Below are 16,382 nucleotides of genomic sequence, written 5' to 3' on the forward strand. Positions count from 1 at the left end.
ACTCATTTCCCATTCCTTGAGGTGGGAGTCTTCTCGCCTATTGATGATAAATAATACTATTCACCTGTAACCTTTCTTCCTTATTTGGAACAACTACATTGATTCCTTGTGACTCGAGTCGAGACTTATAAAAATCTTGTTCCATCGTATATTTAGTCCCCAGTAATCCAATTGTTTTTATGTTAGCCTTTAAAATTTGGGTTGCCGTGGCGTCAGCGATATGTAAAACAGGTATTTCGATCTTTTCTTCTATTGAATCAATAACTTTGTGCATCGTATTCGTACAGATTACTATAAAATCTGCACCGGCTTTTTCTAACGATAATGCAACTTCACCTAAAGCTTGACCAGCCTTCTCCCAATCACCTTCCGCTTGATACTGTTCAATTTCGTTAAAATCAACACTATACAAGAGACATTTCGCTGAATGTAAACCACCTAATTTTTTTCACTTCTTCGTTTATGATGCGGTAATATTCTAAGGAGGATTCCCAGCTCATTCCCCCTATAAATAAGTCCAATCGTTTTCATTACGATCTCTCCCTACGTTAGTAACTATATTTGACGCGTATAGTTACGATAAAATTAATATGAAACGAATCCACTTTGTTAGTCTGTATATACTTAGCTATTTAGTTTATGATACCATAATATGGTTATTGTAATTGAAAAAATCAAGAGCTCCACCATTTAACATCATTTATGATTTTTATTGGTAAATTGTAAAGATCTATCTTAAGCCTTCTATAAAAAAGGATTCTACTTAACTGGTTGAAAAAATAAGTAGAATCCTTAATGTAAATTATTATAGGAACTAACTATCTGAATCTTGAACAAAACCTAACTCATTACCATCTAAATCACTTATAGTAAATTTTTTAGTCCCATAAGGGGTTGAAAACAGTTCTTCTACTACATTTACTTTATCTTTTACATCATTCCATAATACCTCTACATCTGTAACATTAAAATTAAAACGTCCATGTGATGGGTAATTTTTATCTTCCATGATGGCAAAAGTTGCTCCACTATCAGCCTCAAAATGGGCATAGTTAGGTTTTTCAGGTGGCCATGTTGCTGCAACCTTTAATCCTAATTTTGTTTGATACCAATCTATTGCTAAAGCTAAATCTTTCACATTAACTCGTACATGTGATAATTTGGTCTTCATCTTTCCTCCCCCTTCCTTTTAATCATACCAGGCAGATTGAGGTCTATTTGCTGGGTAACCGTTTTTTTCTCGATACTTTTTTCTTTCATGTGTAAAATCAAACCATTGCTTTTTACTAGTTGGATGATTCGCATAGTATACGACACATCGAATTTGGTCCTCCACACAACCATCTGTCCATACACCTAACTGTTGTTCTAATTCATCAAATAATTGTGCACCTTGTTTGTCTTTTATTTCGTTTAATGAATAGATGTTTAATTGATAAACCAATTTTTCAGCTAATTTATAACCAATAGATGGTACAGTTTGAAATTCAGCTAAACCTTTAATAATTCTCGCCCTATCAATTGAAGCATTTAATAGACTAGCTATTCTTTCCGTGTAAAGTGTACGTATTTCAGTTAATTTCACTTTAGCTTTCCTAAGCATTACTCTTTCTTCTAGTGTTAGTGGTAATTTAGGATTAGAACTCAAATGGTCTCCTCCTTATTCATTATCCGTTATACATCAAGAATCTTTATCAAATCTTTCAGTCTAGTTAGAAGCAATCACTACTTCAGAATGAAAAGATAATCCATTCAATTCTTCTAGTATTTTTTGTGCAGCTATACTATATTGTGTTATTGGTTTTCCTTCATACATTGGCACCTTACTGTATACTTTTCTAATGCTAATTGGATATCCACTTCCCGTATTGGAGTCATGAATTGTAATGCGATCTGGTTCAAAGAGTAGCGTATTGATTAAGTCCTTGGCTTTACTAGAAGAAGAAGCTTTTAACATCGACACAACATCTGCATCTGTTAAACGCGCAAATTCACTCTTATTCATTGGCTCTACAGTCCAGTGAAGCTTAATAGACTCAGCTAATATTCTATCTACAGCGACCATGTATGGCGATAGAAACAGTTTATGATCTGACAAGATAAGCTCTAATAGGTAGTGCCCTGTTTCTAAATCCGTATCGATTCCTTTAAGAGTACATGTCATTCTGTCTAATAAATCTTTAGGGAGCATTTCCACCATACCAGCCATATATGTATCTCTTAAAAAACTATCCAAATGATCAATTCCAAGTATATTATCCTTTCCTGTGATAGGTGATGGTTCATTTAGAATTTTAATGATTACATTCGGATCAATATTATGGGCCTTCAACATAGAAGATATTTCCTCTTCTTTTATATACTGTTCTGTTAATTCATGGTGATTAAATCCAAGCGTTTTTTCTACTGCGTGAGAGAAAGGTAGATGTCCGATATCATGTAACAAGGCGGCCACGCGTAATTCTATATCATCTGGAAAAAAGAAAGAAGTTAATTTCCAAACACCTATAGAATGTTCAAATCGACTATGTACAACAGGTGAAACGAGTGCTCCGGCACCGAAATGTGCTAATTGCTTCAGCCTTCTGAGCGGTTTGCTTTTAATTAATTGTATTTCGAGATCAGTTGGTTTGATTGGTGGATAAAGTGCTTCTAAGATTAGTTTCGTTTCACTCATAAATTATGTAATTCCTTCCCTTTTGACTTTTCTTAGTTCGATTGTGCAACCATTCGGTAGAGAAACAAAAAAACGATAATATTCCTTATATGAATGGACTAATAATATGCTAATTGATGGATGATTTATCAATCTGAATGTTTCAGAAGTGCATCCAGTGATATAGGGAATTTTTGGTAAGTTAATTCTTTAACTGCATTAGCAAGTATTCTAATTTCATACTGTGCATCCTCTGGTAGTCTCAATTTCAAGAAATGAGCAACACCCTGTAATGAGCCTGTCCAATAATATCTCACAAACATCGAATAGGCTGCAAGGAATAGTCGAGCTTGTTCCGGTGCAATTCCAGCTTCCATTGCCTCTTCGTATAGACGCTCACCTTCTGCAACATGTTCTTCTAATTTCTTCGTAAAAGCACTACCTACGGATGGTTGTAATGCTTCACCTGATCCTTGTTTAGAATTGGCAGGCTTTGTTCTCCATTCATCATCATGTGGAATATAAAATGTTGGTTCTTCTGTAATATATCGGCGTGATGATTCGTTCCAAGCAACAAAAGGATCTTGGAAGCCTGAGCCGATGATATGCTTCCAATGTTGCCTTGCAACATACAGTGGAACATATACCTCAAATTGTAGCGAAGTGTGCCTAAATGGACTGGTATGTCCCTCCCGTGCTAGAAAATCTATCAGTCTTTCATCTTTTTCATCTAGCATTTCTTTTTTCTTGTTGTATGACACTCGAGCTGAATTAATAACAGATAAGTCCGAACCCATATGGTCCTGTAAAATGACATACCCACCATTTAATATATCTATTTTTGTCATAGCATCCCGCCTCTCCATTTTGCTATCTAAATTTTACCAAAATTATATGCTATTTAAAACTAATCACATTTTAATTTTGGAAAGCTATTCCTTTAACATCTGTATTATAGATTATAATCACCTAAAAAAATAACCCCGATTGAAAATTCCAATGGGGTCTCTTTTTCCTATATCCTAATGTTCGTGCGTTAAAGGTAAGTGATTCTGTTGACATAATGGCGAATCTACATGTGGATGTTCCTCGTTCTCTAGCTGTACCGTGACGTGGTTTATTCCTTTATGCTCTAATTCATGTTCAACCGCTCTTATAATCTCTTGGCTTTGGAGAACAGATAGATTTCCATCTACAACCGCGTGGCATGAAAGAACATGCTGCCCACTTGTAATACTCCATACATGTAAGTCATGAATCCTTTGAACACCTGTTACACTCTCAATCGTCTTTATAATGCTCTCGATATCGCAGCTCTTTGGAGTTCCTTCCATTAGGACATGTACAGCATCTTTAGTCACTCTAAAACCACTAATTAGTACAAGGATCGCAACTAGTACACTAGCTAGTGGGTCCGCCCATCCCCATCCAAAGAACATCATACATAATGCGGCTGTTACTGCTCCTACAGATCCAAGTAAATCACCTAAAACATGTAGAAAAGCGGCACGCATATTTAAATTTTCTTTCGTATCACTACGCATTAATAACCAGGCAACCATTATATTAACGAGGAGACCTATAAAAGCGATAATGAACATGCCGGTAGATGCAACCTCAGGTGGTTCTGAGAATCGATGATATGCTTCATAAAATATATAGAGAGATATTACTATGAGGGTAACCCCATTAAATACTGCTGCTAATATTTCAAACCTTTTATAACCGTATGTTTTATTATAATTTGCTGCTTTCTCCCCTAATCTAAAGGCTAGTAGTCCTACACCAAGAGAAATGGCATCACTCAACATATGCCCAGCATCAGAAAGAAGTGCAAGACTATTAGTGAAGATTCCCCCAACTGCTTCTACCACCATATATGTCGTAATAATAATAAAGCTTAACATTAACATTTTTTTATTTGTAGTGTGTGTATGGTTATGATCGTGTCCCATTATATCCCACCTTCCAATATTGAAATATGAGCATTTATTCATATAACGATGAAAAGGAACTACTTAGTTATGACAAGCATGATCAATCATTTGTTTCAGCATATTCATGACATGTTCATCATCTTGAGAATAATACAACGTTGTACCCTCCCGGCGATATTTTACTAAACGTAAATTTTTCAAGAAGCGTAATTGATGTGAAACCGTTGATTGCCTTAACTGTAAGGTTTCCGCTATTCCATTTACTGAGTATTCGTGATGAATTAATAGATTTAGTATCCGGATTCTCGTTGGGTCACCCAATGCCTTAAACGTTTGTGAAACCACGAATAACGTCTCCTCATCCAAATCCTTATTATTAACCGCTGTCTGATTTTCATTATGTTCCATAACATCCTCTCCTTTCTAGGCTTAAGTTAAATTTATTAATATGTATATATTAGTATATGTTCATATTATAAAACAAGAAATGGATCATGGTCAATAATTTATAAATACCGTATAAATCGTGGGACAAGGCAATATAAATTAACAAAGGAAGGAAAAGGAGTCGTATGATGGCATTCATATGGTTATCAGGAGTAATTGCCTCTGCATTGGGTATTAGTGCTGGGGGTGGACTAGCATGGTTCATGAAGCGTATCCATGGTAGTGTTAGCTTTTTATATTCTCTCTGCGGCGGATTAATAATTGGCCTATTATTTATTGAAATGATCCCTAAAAGTATCCAACTTGGCGGTTGGGTTATATTTGCTCTTGGGACTGCAACTGGAGTTATTCTGTATCTATGTATTCATCGTGTCATAAACATGATAACCCTTGTAACAAATACTCAACGAAAAGTTCTCTTACTCCGTACTGGAGTTTTATTAACCATTAGTATTGCAATGCATAATTTCCCAGTTGGGCTGGCGCTTGGAGCAGCTATCGGTACGGAAATTGGCAAACCCATGTTATTAACCATCCTGTTACACAATATTCCTGAAGGAGTGATCATTTTTACTCCACTATTTTTAGCTGGGTACGGCTTCTTCACTTGGTTGGTAATCACAGCCGTGCTTACCGTCCCAGTAGCAATAGGGTCGTTACTTGGGTTATTTATTACTGCTGAGGTCCCTTTTTTATTTGCTTTTATGATTAACCTTGCCATCTCTATGATTTTCATAGTCGCAGTAAAAGAAATGGTTTGGGAAGCAATGAAAAAATCTTCTATATGGTATGGTTTACTAGTTAGTCTATTTGGTATCACATTGGTCTATATGTATTTTACTTTTATTAACTAATATCTTAGGTTCATTTTAATCAACAATTAAACCTTCTTGAAATACTGTCGGTACATTGTACGAGACTAAACTGCAGTATTCCCTACAGTTGAACTTTTCTGTACAATAATACCCTTTTACACAGTAAAACTCCTCCACCACAAAGGAAGAGGAGTTTTATTTTGGATTATTACTCCATAAGGGAGATTTCATGATGATGCAGAATTAGTTTCTCTAGCTTTTAATCTCTCTTGATCTTTTCTTTCCAATTCTTCTTGGGATTGACGCTTATCTTTAATAAAGAGAGCAATCAACAATCCGACTAATGAAAGTGCTGCTACAACAATGAACGCTACATTGGCACCATAAATGTCTGGATTGACAATTTCCCTACTTGCTGCACTCTCCTCTGATGTCGTCATGACTGTAACGAGAATTGCTGTACCTACAGAAGCTGCTATTTGTCTCATCGTATTATCCATTGCAGCCCCGTGTGGAATTAATCGTTTAGGTAATTGATTTAATCCAGCGGTTGCAATCGGCATCATTACCATCGACAGTCCGAACATTCGGATACTGTATAGAATGGTTATAAAAGCTAATGAAGTCGATGTATCTAATCTAGTAAACGGGATTGACGATACGGTAATGATTATTAATCCAATTATTACTAGTTTTTTAGCACCGAATTTATCAAAGATTCTACCTGTAATTGGTGACATCAATCCAGTAATTAATGCTCCAGGTAACAGAGCTAAACCAGCTTCAAAGGCTGTAAACTCACGCATATTTTGCATATATAGTGGTATTAATGTCTCCACGCCAATTAATCCCATAAAAGCGATCATGCCTATCGCAACGGCCAGCGGGAAAATGGAATAAGTAAACACTCTGAATTCGAGCATTGGATGCTTTAGCTTTAATTGTCTTAGAATGAATCCGAATAATGCTAACACACCAACTGCAAGTGATAGGATAGTCATCATAGCTAACCAGCCATTATTTCCTGCTGAAGTAAATCCATATAGTAATCCACCAAATCCAAATGAAGATAAGAAGATTGAAAGTATATCGAATTTTGGTTTCTGTAACTCGGTTACATTTTTCAATGCAAAGCAAGCTATGACAATATCAATTACTGCAATTGGCAGAATAATAAAGAATAACAATCTCCACGAGTAATGTTCTGTCACATACCCAGACAAAGCAGGACCGATCGCTGGAGCAAACGAGATTACCAGTCCAATTAGTCCCATTGCAGCACCACGTCTATGTACAGGGAAAATCATTAAAAATACCGTCTGCATCAATGGTAACATAACCCCAGCGCCAGCAGATTGGATGACACGGCCGATTAATAATGTGGAAAAGTTAGGCGCGATACCTGCAACTAGTGTCCCAACTGCAAATATACTCATCGCTGTAATAAACAATTGCCTCGTCGTAAAACGTTCTAATAAAAACGCACTAACTGGAATCATAATCCCATTAACCAACATGAACACAGTAGTTAGCCATTGTCCAGTATTCGCTGTAATTCCCATTTCTTCCATTATTGGTGGGATAGCGGTTATCATTAGCGTTTGATTCAAAATGGCAATAAACGAACCTGCTAATAACAATGGTACTATCATTTTTCTGTTTACTTCTACATTCTGCATAAATACCCTCTCTTCCACCTATCTTAATGTCTGTAATCATATACTTTATACAGGATACATGAATCCATTCTATTAATCTATAAGTTTGCTTACTGCCAATAGCTTACTTTGGCAAGTCTTGGAATGCTTGATTTAACAATAAACTTCCTAATTTCAATGACGATAAATATTAACGCCTATTATCTCGTTCTATCCCTAGCATACATTATTACATGTATGGCACTAATAAAGAATAGGAGGGAATCACGATGATCTGTTTACCAGGCTACCGTTATTGTGGGCCAGGATGTAGTGGTCCAGGTGCACCTACCAATCAGCTTGACTACTTCTGCCTGCAGCATGATCAATGCTACCAGAGAGGTCTACCAAGAAGACTTTGTGATGAACAATTTTTACGACAACTTGCACCATATATGACTAGACGAGATAAATTAGGTAGAGATGCGCGATTGATGTATCGGGTTATTTCGTTTAAATTGGGTTTCTAAACAAACAAAAACACTAACTTAGCCCATCAAGACTAAATAAGACAATCACAAATCCATTCGATTGTCTTATTTTCTATTATTTATTTTTTTATAGATGGCTAACTTAGTAGCGGGTTTAATGGACTAGTGATATCGCCTATTTGAATGGGGACACCAAAGCTCCCGTGATAATCTGACCCACCCGTCATAACTAAGTTGTACGATTTTGCTAGTACCTCCACTTTTCTGTGATCTTGTTCTGTATGATCGATATGGTTCCGTTCAATACCACCTAGTCCGACCTCTACTAGCTCAGGAACCAAATCATAGGAATCTAGTTGTCCAGGATGTGCAACAACTGCCAATCCACCATCTTTTACAATTGCCTTCACTGCAGCGAATACATTGACATACTCAATATCTTCAGCAATAAGATTTTTAAATAGCTTTTGATATAGTTCTTTATACGTTGTTGAGGAATAAGGGTCTTTTATTAAATAATCCATCACATGTTGTTTATAAATTGCCTGACTTGGTAACGCTTTTTCCTTTATAATATCCGACTCTATTTCATAAGCAAGTTTTCTTAATTGTTGGATTTGCCATAGCGATAACGCATTTCTTCTTTCCAATAAAGGGTTACAAACGTTACGGATATGAGATGCATCAGGTCTATAATGGTAACCGAGTATATGAACCTTACGATTTCTTTTATAATCAAAGGCGGATATTTCAATTCCAGGGATGGTCGTAATATTATATGCTCGCCCAACTTGACGGATTATATCTTGTCCGTCAACTGTGTCATGATCTACAATACTAATGTGGGTTACACCATTTTGCTTAGCCTTCGTCATAATTGCTTCTATGGAATCAGCCCCATCAGAATAATGACTATGTACATGGAGGTCAGCTTTCATTACGAACACCTGCTTTTATGATAGTTGGTTTCTTACTCATGTTAAAAATTTGATCACAGAGATTATCCATGAATTCAATATCGTGAAAAATTCCTACTAATGTCGTCCCACTCGCTTTTAATTTCACGATAACTTCTCTAACCTTTTCTTTCGATTGATAGTCTAAGCTAGCAGTTGGTTCATCTAACAACAATAGTCTCGGTTTTTTAACTGTTGCCATTGCTATGTTTAATCGTAACTTCTCACCACCAGAAAATGTATTCGGAAATGTGTCCCATAGACTCGGGTCCAGCTCGAAATGTTCGAGTGCTGCCTCCGCTTGGCGCTTTGCACGGAAATCAGATTCCCCCATTTCCAAAACTGCTTGTTCTACTAATTGTCTGCACGTTCTTCTTGGCATGACATTTAAAAATTGAGAAACATAGCCAATCTCATGTTTTCGTAAATAAATTACTTGCCTTTCTGTTGCTTTCGTTAAATCAAGTCGTCCAAATCGCTCAGACTCAAATAATATATTCCCTTGATTAGAAATGTATGTACGATAAATGCTTTTTAATATGGTAGATTTACCACTACCACTTTTTCCAACAATGCCAATAAACTGCCCCTTCTCTAGTTGAAAGCTAATCCCATTTATAGCTTGCCTTGTCGTTCCGAGATAATGATTAATAAAATTCTTTCCCAGATTATGAACTTCTAACATGGCCATGACCTTCCCTCCTATCATCCTATCTATAATTGGTTGTTGTGATGACTTGACCATTTACCATCGTCATCGTTAACATCGGATAACCATCTTCCATTCGTTCAATGATAAGTAAATCTGCCTTTTTACCAGGGTGAATCGAACCTATCTCCCGGTCCATATGAACAGCCTTAGCAGGATTAATCGTAACCATGTTAAACATATCGTGTAGCTTGTTATTATGTTTTTCGTGTAATTCAAAAATAGCATGTAGTAATGCAGATGGATAATAATCACTGCAAAGAATGTCGGCAAACTGATGCTGGATCGCTTCAATAGCAGAAAGATTTCCCGAATGAGATCCACCTAGCAATACATTAGGAGCACCAACTAATGTTCGTAACCCTAATTCTTTTGCTTTCTTAGCCACTTCCAAGGTAATAGGGAATTCACTTATAGTCGTCCCGAAGGATTGTACTAATTCTAGCTTATCTATATGGTCATCATCATGGGAAGCAATGGCAATCCCTTTGTCTATTGCTATCCTTGCTATTTCTGATATTTCACGTAAACTTAAAGACGCTCTGCTTTTTCGTTCTGCAATAATAACATCTACCTCATCATCGGATACGTTACGATAGCCTTTAAGCGTATGGCGGAAGACTTCTAAATCACGATATTGGCCTTGACCAGGTGTATGATCCATAAAGGATAAAAGATGAACCTTGCCTTGTTTTATATTCTGGATTAAACTTTCCACACCATCGATATTATCTATCTCAAATCTAGCATGCAGACGCTGACGAATTAAATGGGGCTGACTTGCTGTTCGATCAATAGCATCCACCAGTCGCTGGACATTTTCAGGATAGCGCATTGGTTTATGGGAGAAGATATCTTCTAGGTAAAATGATAACGAATGAAAAATGGTAGTAATTCCATGACTGATTAAGTTCTTCTCCGCTTCTCTAAGACTCATATTTACGTCCATAATACTTGTAGGTCTTGGCGAGACAATCGTCTCAATGTAATCAGAATGGATGTCTATAAAACCAGGGGAAATATAGCCTCCCTTTGCATCGATAAACTGCTTATCTGAACCATACTCCATATCGCTCTCTAAAATAATATCCTGAATGCGATCACCTTTAATCACGACAGCATGCCCTTCTATAATTCCTGTTTCCATGACAATTTTTCCGTTATGGATAATAATCAAAGTACGTACCTCCTATAACAACGAATAAACTAATTGTTGCGTATATTTATCAGTCGGATCCTCTAAAATTTGATCTGTTAATCCTTGCTCCACAATCTCACCATTTAACATGACAATGGTACGGTCGGCCAGCATTCGAATGACAGCTAAATCATGTGATACAACAATCATACTAATCCCAAATTCACGTTGTATCCGTTTAATTAGGTCTAATACATCTGCCTGTACAGAAAGATCTAATCCAGTTGTTACTTCATCTAAAAATAAAACAGGTGGGTTATTCGAGAGAGCCTTTGCAATTTGAACTCGCTGCTGCATACCACCCGAAAAATTCCGCGGCTCCTCCTTCATTCGAAAGACAGGAATTTGCACAATGTCAAGCAGTCGTTTTCCGATTTCTTCCATATTACCAACATGGCGATTTCCAGCAGCAATTAATTTTTCTGCGATATTGCCGATAGAAGAAAAATTCATTTTTAACCCATGTACAGGATTTTGATAGACCATTCCATATTTGTAATTTCGAATATATCGCTTCTTTTGCGATGACAATTCAAATAAGTTTTCTCCGAGAAATTCCTCATCATCGAGATACACTTCCCCACTAGTTACTTCTGAGTCAAAATAAAGACATTTCATTAAGCTAGATTTTCCACTTCCGCTTTCCCCAACTACACCAAGTATTTCACCAGCAAATAAATCAAGTGAGATATTCCGACAAGCATAAACCGTTCCACATACTTCACAATAATTATTGGTTAAAGCTCTATTATCTGGGTTTTTACAGCTATTACACCCCGGTCCAAATTGCTGATTTAAATTTCGAACAGATAATAAGGCTTGTTCATCCTTCACTAGTCCCCACCTCTTCTCTTTCCTTTTTATTCAATTGTTCTATACAGAAACTAGTATCATTACATTGAAACACCCGCTCACCTGTATGGTGATCAATTAACTCATCCAGAAATACACCACTTGTTCCGCATAGATGACATGACTTATCTGTAAAGTCTTCTGTTCTGAAAGGGTGGTCATCAAATGCTAAGGAAACGACATCGGTATAAGGTGGAATTGCATAGATTTTCTTTTCTCTCCCCGCTCCAAATAGAATAAGTGCCTCGGATTGATTTAGCTTTTCATTATCGAAACGTGGAATCGGACTAGGTGCCATTACGTAGCGACCATTCACATAGACAGGGTGATCTGCTCCGGTGGACGTTGTACCATGCTTCATGATTTGCTCAAATAGCATAAGCCAGGCACCACTATATTCTTCTTCTGAATGGAGTAGTTTCGTTATCGTATTTTTTGCTTCATATGCCCGAAGTGGTTCCGGTTCAGGCACTTGTAGCACAAGGATTTGATCACTCGTTAGCGGAATTTCAGGAATTCGATGTCTTGATTGAATTAATGTTGCCTCCCTTGTTTGCTCGGTTATCACTACACCTGTCGTTTCATGGACAAGCTTCTTAATATTAACCGCATTCACCGATTCATCTGCACCTTGGTCAATGACTTTTATTACATCCCTCTTCCCGATAACGGATAATGTAATCTGGAGACCACCCGTACCCCAGCCGCGAGCTATCGGCATCTCCCTTGATGCAAACGGTACTTGATATCCAGGTATCGCTACAGCTTTCAGAATGCTACGGCGTATTTCTTTTTTAGATCCTTCATCCAAAAAAGCAAAATGAGGGCTAGTCTTCATGTTTTTGTCCTCCTTGTTTCACGGTTCTCACACTATCAAGTTTGGATTGGAATGTGACATAATGCGGTAGTTTCAAATGAGATATAAATCCAGTCGACTCTACGGAATCAATATGTAATAAAACAAATTCCTCGTCATGGGTTGGAAAATCAGCTTCCGGATGCTCCAAGCATTGATCGAGAATGCTCATAGCTATTGCTTTCGTTTCATTCTGACCAAAACAAATCCCATAGCCAATCTCAAATTCTAGTTCTTCCCTTTGCTGCATATTCTTCTTAACAGGAACAAAGGACTCCACTTCTGTTAGTTTCACTTCACCAATGTAATAATTTTCCTCCTCGTTTCCTATTTCTGTAGCTGGTGCAATATAGATCGGTGCCATCCCAACGCGAACCTCTCCGACTGTTGGATGGACCTGTCCATAGCCCCGTAACGATGCATAGCCCAATGACGTAACGGTACCTGTTTGACCGCGGGTTAACGTTTGTAATCGTTGACTTCGAGTGGCAGGAAATTGTAGACTTTTTTTCGTAATATCGTCAGGTGGTTCATTATTTTCCACATAACTCGTAAACAATCCCTCTTTACGTAAATACTCCACTACTTTAGGAAAATAGATTAACTCATTATGAGGATGTTCCTTGGATAGCTCCGCTTCATAAGCCGCTAACCATTGCTTCATTTCTTCTTTTGTCTCATTTAATAACGTATAATCTAGCAAACGGTGGCTATAATCATTTGTGGCCCCTAATATCTGGCCCCCCGGAATATCCTTAAAGCTAGCAGAAATCCTGCGTTCGACAAACATACTCTCTGATTCTACTGTTTCACTATAGTATAGTCTTGGTAATGTAGAGCGGTGGGCTCGAAGTAGAAATACAGCCTCCTCCATACTCCCTTCAGCTTGTTTAATGGCTAGTGCTGCTAACGTTGGTTCATATAGACTAGCTTCCGACATCACCTGATCAATTAATGACCGCATTGTAGTTAGGATGGTATGTATCTCTAATACCTCTTGTCCCTTTAATCGCTCATACCGTAATCGTTTCAACGATGCTTCAATTGCATCAGTTCCACCTTTTACTGCTACATAGCCCATTCCTAAGCACCTCCTAGCGGTTCGATAGTAGTTGTACGTGGTATACAAACAACCTGTAAGCTTGCATCCGTGACAATCATATCTATACCTAACGGATACTCTTTCACTAGCTCATTTCGTTTAGCGAGGATTCCGTTCGATAGATTTACCTGAATAGTAGTTTGCTGGTTAATACCTGGTCCGCTTAAACGCAAACTCCTTCCTGTTTTAATCGATTCACACTCCAGTATCCATGTTGCCGAATATTGTGGATCGATTAGATTACCTATCTTACATTTTTCCATTGCCTGTACAATGGTACTGTCATCTGTACCTTGTAAAACAATCACAAAATCAGCTTCTTCCATCGGTACGATTTTGGCAGATGTGTAATCCATAATTTGTTTTTGAAGCTCATTCTGCTGGTCATTAGTCAAGATATGAAAGCCGATTTCTGCATCAAATAGAGTTAGCATTGTTAACATAGTTGCTTGGTGACATGTCCTACTAGAGAGGTTAATAGAAGTCTCGTTTAATTTCGAAATTTCACCAGGTCGCGACATACTATGAAGTAAATTACGGAATACAGCTTGTGTGTCATGTACAATATTCATCATCATTACAAAACTCCTTTATATAGATGAGGCTGACTATACTTGCATCGTATCAAACTGGACTTTAGTCGCTAGTAGTTCAGCTTGTTTTTTAATTTTTGATTCTAAGAGCGCTTTTTCCTCTTTTAATAAGGGCTCTTCCCATTCTATGGTCTCTTTCAGATTCGCTTTATAAGCTGCATCGATGATGGCTAAGTGTTTTGCCAGCTCCTCTTTCATCCCAGTTACAATCCCGATCCCAATATGACCTTTTATTTCCATTTTCGCTTCGGTTATGACTACCTCGCCAAGATAGAATAGCGAACTTTTAGCGGTTTCTCTCATTTTTATCATCGTCAGTCCATATCTAGGAGAAATTACTTCCCGATATGGATATTGCAGCATAATTGTTTCTGCTAATTCTTTTGCTAATTCTGGTCTCCCTTGAATTAGTATTTCGGTTCTTCTTCGTCGATTCATTTAGCCCTCTCCTTTCTTCTACGTCCATGGTAACTTGTTGCCAAGTTACCATGTGTTAAGAAATGTTGAAGTATTTGTAAATTCAATTAACAAAAGAAATATAAAAAACTAGCACATCTGCTAGAAAATAAGCGAATGTGCTAGTTTTTATCATGCGATGGGGAGATTTTTTAAATTCCCTATCTACGAATGTAAAATCACATACTTAATGATATATGTTGTTCATGGGTCGGTTGTGATATCATATTTAAATTGATCACTACGATATAGTATTTTCGTATATTCTAAAATGCTATCGGAGTCTTGGTCTACACAATCCGTCTCTAGAATAATCAGTGGAACCATACTATTACAAGATAATAAATGTTGTTCCTTTAGAGTGGGAAACGTAATACTAAGATAGGTTTTTCTACTAGAAAATCGTTCCGTCCCTTGTTGACGATAGTAGTCAAACATAGAATGAATCGTTGGACCATCTTGTTTGATCGTTGGAAAACGATGCTCACTTACATAGGAATAATGGATAGCCATTGGGACGCCGTTTATGATACGTAACCTTCCAATTTGATAAACTGTATCCGTTTCTTTGGCTTGTAAAATATCATATATTTTCGATTCGAAAAGAATTTTTTTACATGATATCGTAACGGTCTTTAAATCATGACCCATCGCTTTCATTTTTTCCGTAAAACTCGTTTTTCCTGTAAGCGAAAGTTGGATAGGTATGGATTTGTCTTTTAAATACCTCCCTTTCCCTTGTACAGAATAAATATAAGAGCGCTCTTCTAATTTAATCAAGGCATTTCTAACCGTTATTCTAGGTACATCATATTTTTCAGCAAGCTCATTCTCAGAAGGTAACTTAGACCCCGGTAGGAGCTTCTTTTCTATAATTTGTTGGATTAAGTCATCGATAATTACAGCTTCTTTATGGATACCCATCGCAACCGATTCCCCTCTTTCCATTATGTGTAACGCATTTGTGCTTTTAGCTTATAACATATTATAAGCGTATTGCATTAACTAATGGTAATAACAAATTTAATTTTGTTAAGATTTTCAAAAAAAATTTACATTAGCTCAAGAATAGTCCTACATACTTTCGCTACACTAAGTAGTAAGAAGTCCCAAACATAGGAGGTTCTATCGTGGCTAATCTAAGATTATTAGATTTCAGCTTTCAAAATTTAACACATAAACATATGACCTTTCAGGAAGTTTTCCAGCATATCGTTCGATTTATGAAAAAAGATCCAACCGGTAGATATCGTTTAATATTTGGTACCGATTCCCAAATACACCCAACCTACACTCGATTTATAACTGGAATTGTTATTCATTGTGAATCAAAGGGTGCATGGGCATGTATTCGAAAAGTTGTCGTACCAAGAAAAATGACCAATCTACATGAACGAATTTCCTATGAAACAACCTTGACAGAGGAAGTCGTATCCATGTTCACGGAAGATAAAAAAGATCAATTGATTAATATTGTCTTACCCAATATATATAAAGGATCTTCCTTTACGATTGAAGGGCATATTGACATAGGCGCCAATAGTCAAAATAAAACAAGAATGTTTGTAAATGAAATGGTTGGACGGATGGAATCTTTAGGGATAGAACCAAAGATTAAGCCTGAATCCTTTGTAGCGAGTTCCTATGCTAATCGATTTACTAAATAGCACGTCTCTC

Annotated in this window: 19 protein-coding genes and 1 pseudogene; 3 read left to right on the forward strand and 17 right to left on the reverse strand. The window is 37.0% G+C overall.

Translation table 11 applies throughout. The annotated features are described in order from the left end of the window. Positions 1-40 precede the first annotated feature (40 nt). The 7 genes and pseudogenes from MKY78_RS19625 to MKY78_RS19655 form a co-directional block, all read right to left on the reverse strand. A pseudogene (locus MKY78_RS19625) lies at positions 41-531 on the reverse strand (amino acid racemase); the annotation flags it as partial. 283 nt (positions 532-814) lie between these two features. Next, entirely contained in the window at positions 815-1,171 is a 357-nt protein-coding gene (locus tag MKY78_RS19630; protein ID WP_339215078.1) for a VOC family protein, read from the reverse strand. A gap of 18 nt (positions 1,172-1,189) precedes the next feature. Further along, complete coding sequence (locus tag MKY78_RS19635; RefSeq protein ID WP_339215080.1) at positions 1,190-1,648, reverse strand: helix-hairpin-helix domain-containing protein; 459 nt, start codon at positions 1,646-1,648, stop codon at positions 1,190-1,192. 60 nt (positions 1,649-1,708) lie between these two features. Beyond that, positions 1,709-2,677: an HD domain-containing protein gene (locus tag MKY78_RS19640; RefSeq protein WP_339215082.1), complete on the reverse strand. Its 969-nt coding sequence runs from the start codon at positions 2,675-2,677 to the stop codon at positions 1,709-1,711. A 128-nt stretch (positions 2,678-2,805) separates the two neighbouring features. Continuing rightward, the gene (gene thyX / locus MKY78_RS19645; protein WP_339215084.1) at positions 2,806-3,504 is read right to left on the reverse strand and encodes an FAD-dependent thymidylate synthase; all 699 of its coding nucleotides are present in this window, start codon (positions 3,502-3,504) and stop codon (positions 2,806-2,808) included. A gap of 174 nt (positions 3,505-3,678) precedes the next feature. Next, entirely contained in the window at positions 3,679-4,611 is a 933-nt protein-coding gene (locus tag MKY78_RS19650) for a cation diffusion facilitator family transporter (RefSeq protein ID WP_339215085.1), read from the reverse strand. A 63-nt stretch (positions 4,612-4,674) separates the two neighbouring features. Continuing rightward, complete coding sequence (locus tag MKY78_RS19655) at positions 4,675-5,001, reverse strand: metalloregulator ArsR/SmtB family transcription factor (RefSeq protein WP_339215087.1); 327 nt, start codon at positions 4,999-5,001, stop codon at positions 4,675-4,677. Positions 5,002-5,168: 167 nt separating this feature from the next. On the opposite strand from MKY78_RS19655, the gene MKY78_RS19660 reads away from it, so the two are divergent. Further along, positions 5,169-5,894 carry a ZIP family metal transporter gene (locus tag MKY78_RS19660; RefSeq protein ID WP_339215088.1) on the forward strand — a complete coding sequence of 242 codons (726 nt, stop codon included), beginning with the start codon at positions 5,169-5,171 and terminating at the stop codon, positions 5,892-5,894. 188 nt (positions 5,895-6,082) lie between these two features. Here the strand turns inward: MKY78_RS19660 and MKY78_RS19665 are convergent, their stop codons facing one another. Then, entirely contained in the window at positions 6,083-7,534 is a 1,452-nt protein-coding gene (locus MKY78_RS19665) for a DHA2 family efflux MFS transporter permease subunit (protein WP_339215089.1), read from the reverse strand. A 248-nt stretch (positions 7,535-7,782) separates the two neighbouring features. Here MKY78_RS19665 and MKY78_RS19670 point away from each other — a divergent pair, with 248 nt between their 5' ends. Further along, positions 7,783-8,022 carry a Parvovirus coat protein VP1-like protein gene (locus MKY78_RS19670; protein ID WP_211741430.1) on the forward strand — a complete coding sequence of 80 codons (240 nt, stop codon included), beginning with the start codon at positions 7,783-7,785 and terminating at the stop codon, positions 8,020-8,022. 98 nt (positions 8,023-8,120) lie between these two features. Here the strand turns inward: MKY78_RS19670 and MKY78_RS19675 are convergent, their stop codons facing one another. The 9 genes from MKY78_RS19675 to MKY78_RS19715 form a co-directional block, all read right to left on the reverse strand. After that, positions 8,121-8,921 carry a PHP domain-containing protein gene (locus MKY78_RS19675; RefSeq protein ID WP_339215092.1) on the reverse strand — a complete coding sequence of 267 codons (801 nt, stop codon included), beginning with the start codon at positions 8,919-8,921 and terminating at the stop codon, positions 8,121-8,123. Next, on the reverse strand, positions 8,911-9,630 hold the full coding sequence (locus MKY78_RS19680; protein ID WP_339215093.1) for an ATP-binding cassette domain-containing protein: 720 nt from the start codon (positions 9,628-9,630) through the stop codon (positions 8,911-8,913). The genes MKY78_RS19675 and MKY78_RS19680 overlap by 11 nt, the downstream gene beginning before the upstream one ends. 19 nt (positions 9,631-9,649) lie before the next feature. After that, positions 9,650-10,825: a phosphonate metabolism protein PhnM gene (phnM, locus tag MKY78_RS19685; RefSeq protein ID WP_339215095.1), complete on the reverse strand. Its 1,176-nt coding sequence runs from the start codon at positions 10,823-10,825 to the stop codon at positions 9,650-9,652. Positions 10,826-10,837: 12 nt separating this feature from the next. Continuing rightward, positions 10,838-11,680, reverse strand: coding sequence for an ATP-binding cassette domain-containing protein (locus tag MKY78_RS19690; protein ID WP_339215096.1), 843 nt, complete (start codon positions 11,678-11,680; stop codon positions 10,838-10,840). Then, positions 11,670-12,536 (reverse strand): alpha-D-ribose 1-methylphosphonate 5-phosphate C-P-lyase PhnJ, encoded by an 867-nt coding sequence (locus MKY78_RS19695; RefSeq protein ID WP_339215098.1) that lies wholly within the window; start codon positions 12,534-12,536, stop codon positions 11,670-11,672. Before MKY78_RS19695 ends, MKY78_RS19690 begins: the two co-directional genes overlap by 11 nt. Next, the gene (locus tag MKY78_RS19700; protein ID WP_339215100.1) at positions 12,526-13,635 is read right to left on the reverse strand and encodes a carbon-phosphorus lyase complex subunit PhnI; all 1,110 of its coding nucleotides are present in this window, start codon (positions 13,633-13,635) and stop codon (positions 12,526-12,528) included. The genes MKY78_RS19695 and MKY78_RS19700 overlap by 11 nt, the downstream gene beginning before the upstream one ends. A gap of 2 nt (positions 13,636-13,637) precedes the next feature. Then, a complete protein-coding gene (gene phnH / locus MKY78_RS19705; RefSeq protein ID WP_339215102.1) occupies positions 13,638-14,231 on the reverse strand; it encodes a phosphonate C-P lyase system protein PhnH in 594 nt (197 codons plus the stop codon). A 33-nt stretch (positions 14,232-14,264) separates the two neighbouring features. Further along, complete coding sequence (gene phnG, locus MKY78_RS19710) at positions 14,265-14,687, reverse strand: phosphonate C-P lyase system protein PhnG (protein ID WP_339215104.1); 423 nt, start codon at positions 14,685-14,687, stop codon at positions 14,265-14,267. Between the two features lie 222 nt (positions 14,688-14,909). Further along, positions 14,910-15,629 carry a GntR family transcriptional regulator gene (locus MKY78_RS19715; RefSeq protein ID WP_339215106.1) on the reverse strand — a complete coding sequence of 240 codons (720 nt, stop codon included), beginning with the start codon at positions 15,627-15,629 and terminating at the stop codon, positions 14,910-14,912. Between the two features lie 206 nt (positions 15,630-15,835). On the opposite strand from MKY78_RS19715, the gene MKY78_RS19720 reads away from it, so the two are divergent. Next, a complete protein-coding gene (locus tag MKY78_RS19720; protein WP_339215108.1) occupies positions 15,836-16,372 on the forward strand; it encodes a ribonuclease H-like YkuK family protein in 537 nt (178 codons plus the stop codon). Positions 16,373-16,382: the final 10 nt, after the last annotated feature.

This window comes from Ornithinibacillus sp. FSL M8-0202 (assembly GCF_037975285.1).
In the GTDB taxonomy this organism is placed as follows: Bacteria; Bacillota; Bacilli; order Bacillales; family Amphibacillaceae; genus Ornithinibacillus; species Ornithinibacillus massiliensis.